The following is a 2,754-nucleotide window of genomic DNA, read 5'->3' on the forward strand; positions in this document are numbered from 1 at the left end:
ACTGAAACATCTCAGTACCTGGAGGAAAAGACATCAACAGAGATTCCGCTAGTAGTGGCGAGCGAACGCGGAGCAGGCCAATGCCTTACCAAGAAGAAGCAGAACGGTCTGGAAAGTCCGGCAAGAATGGGTGATAGCCCCGTATGCGTAGTGTCTTGGTGAGGATTCGAGTAGGGCGGGGCACGTGAAACCCTGTCTGAACATGGGGGGACCACCCTCCAAGCCTAAATACTCCTTAGTGACCGATAGCGAACAAGTACCGTGAGGGAAAGGTGAAAAGCACCCCGATAAGGGGAGTGAAAGAGACCTGAAACCGGACGCCTACAAGCAGTCGGAGCCTCTTATGGGGTGACGGCGTACCTTTTGTATAATGGGTCAGCGAGTTTCTGTTTGCAGCGAGCTTAAGCCGTTAGGTGTAGGCGTAGCGAAAGCGAGTCTGAATAGGGCGAATGAGTTGCTGGCAGAAGACCCGAAACCGAGTGATCTAGCCATGGCCAGGCTGAAGGTGCGGTAACACGCACTGGAGGGCCGAACCCACGCCTGTTGAAAAAGTCGGGGATGAGCTGTGGCTAGGGGTGAAAGGCCAATCAAACTCGGAGATAGCTGGTTCTCCGCGAAATCTATTGAGGTAGATCGTCGGGTGTTTACCCTGGGGGGTAGAGCACTGGATGGGCTAGGGGGGCCCAAAGCCTTACCAAACCTAACCAAACTCCGAATACCCAGGAGTATAGCCCGGCAGACAGACAGTGGGTGCTAAGGTCCATTGTCGAGAGGGAAACAGCCCAGACCACCAGCTAAGGCCCCTAAATCGTGGCTAAGTGGGAAAGGATGTGGGGATTCCAAAACAACCAGGAGGTTGGCTTAGAAGCAGCCATCCTTTAAAGAAAGCGTAATAGCTCACTGGTCTATTAGAAACCCTGCGCCGAAAATGTAACGGGGCTCAAGCCACGTGCCGAAGCTGTGGGTGCATTCTTATGAATGCGCGGTAGCGGAGCGTTCCGTAAGTCTGCGAAGGAGGCGGGGTGACCCCCTCTGGAGATATCGGAAGTGCGAATGCTGACATGAGTAGCGACAAACAGTGCGAGAAACACTGTCGCCGAAAGTCCAAGGGTTCCTGCGCAAGGTTAATCCACGCAGGGTGAGCCGGCCCCTAAGGCGAGGGCGAGAGCCGTAGTCGATGGGAACTAGGTGAATATTCCTAGGCCTGCCAGAAGTGACGAATGAGAAATGTTGTCTGTCCTTATCGGATTGAACAGGCTTTTCGACCATTCCAGGAAATAGCTCTGGCGTATAGACCGTACCCGAAACCGACACAGGTGGACTGGTAGAGAATACCAAGGCGCTTGAGAGAACGATGCTGAAGGAACTAGGCAAATTGCTCGTGTAACTTCGGGATAAACGAGACCCAATCGTGGGCAACCATGGTTGGGTGGCACAGACCAGGGGGTAGCGACTGTTTAGTAAAAACACAGGGCTCTGCGAAATCGTGAGATGACGTATAGGGCCTGACGCCTGCCCGGTGCCGGAAGGTTAAGAGGAGATGTGCAAGCATTGAATTGAAGCCCCGGTAAACGGCGGCCGTAACTATAACGGTCCTAAGGTAGCGAAATTCCTTGTCGGGTAAGTTCCGACCTGCACGAATGGCGTAACGACTTCCCCACTGTCTCCAGCATCGACTCAGCGAAATTGAATTCCCCGTGAAGATGCGGGGTACCCGCGGTCAGACGGAAAGACCCTATGAACCTTTACTGCAGCTTTGCAGTGGCATCAGGAAAATCCTGTGTAGGATAGGTCGGAGGCTTTGAAGCCGGGGCGCCAGCACCGGTGGAGCCACCCTTGAAATACGACCCTGAATTTTTCTGATGTCTAACCGAGACCAGTAAGCCTGGTCCGGGACCCTGCATGGTGGGCAGTTTGACTGGGGCGGTCGCCTCCCAAAGTGTAACGGAGGCGCGCGATGGTGGGCTCAGGCCGGTCGGAAACCGGCTGTCGAGTGCAATGGCATAAGCCCGCCTGACTGCGAGAATGACAGTTCGAGCAGAGACGAAAGTCGGCCATAGTGATCCGGTGGTCCCACGTGGACGGGCCATCGCTCAACGGATAAAAGGTACTCTAGGGATAACAGGCTGATCTCCCCCAAGAGTCCACATCGACGGGGAGGTTTGGCACCTCGATGTCGGCTCATCACATCCTGGGGCTGGAGCAGGTCCCAAGGGTTCGGCTGTTCGCCGATTAAAGTGGTACGTGAGCTGGGTTTAGAACGTCGTGAGACAGTTCGGTCCCTATCTGCCGTGGGTGTTAGAGACTTGAGAGGATTTGTCCCTAGTACGAGAGGACCGGGATGAACATACCTCTGGTGCACCGGTTGTCACGCCAGTGGCACAGCCGGGTAGCTAAGTGTGGACGGGATAACCGCTGAAAGCATCTAAGCGGGAAACCCACCTCAAAACGAGGTCTCATAGAGCCGTGACAGACCATCACGTTGATAGGCCGGGTGTGAAAGTGCAGTAATGCATGCAGCTAACCGGTCCTAATCGCTCATACTTCTCACATCAAACACATGCACAGAAATCAGCCACACTCATAAAACACCAACCTCCACCCACTCTCAAAAAGACTGGGTGGGCTAGAAGACCTGGTGGCCATTGCGAGGGCCCTACACCCGATCCCTTCCCGAACTCGGCCGTGAAATCCCTCAGCGCCTATGATACTGCACCTCAAGGTGCGGAAAAGTCGGTCGCCGCCAGGTCCCCT

At 54.8% G+C, this 2,754-nt stretch carries 2 rRNA genes (1 of these 2 running past the window's edge); both read left to right on the forward strand.

What is annotated here, in order from left to right:
• A 23S ribosomal RNA gene (locus KP708_RS15240) occupies positions 1 to 2,554 on the forward strand; it begins 183 nt to the left of the window's first position.
• A gap of 80 nt (positions 2,555 to 2,634) precedes the next feature.
• A 5S ribosomal RNA gene (gene rrf / locus KP708_RS15245) occupies positions 2,635 to 2,749 on the forward strand.
• Positions 2,750 to 2,754 lie beyond the last annotated feature (5 nt).

This window comes from Gluconobacter sp. P5H9_a (genome assembly GCF_018812085.1).
Lineage (GTDB): Bacteria > Pseudomonadota > Alphaproteobacteria > Acetobacterales > Acetobacteraceae > Gluconobacter.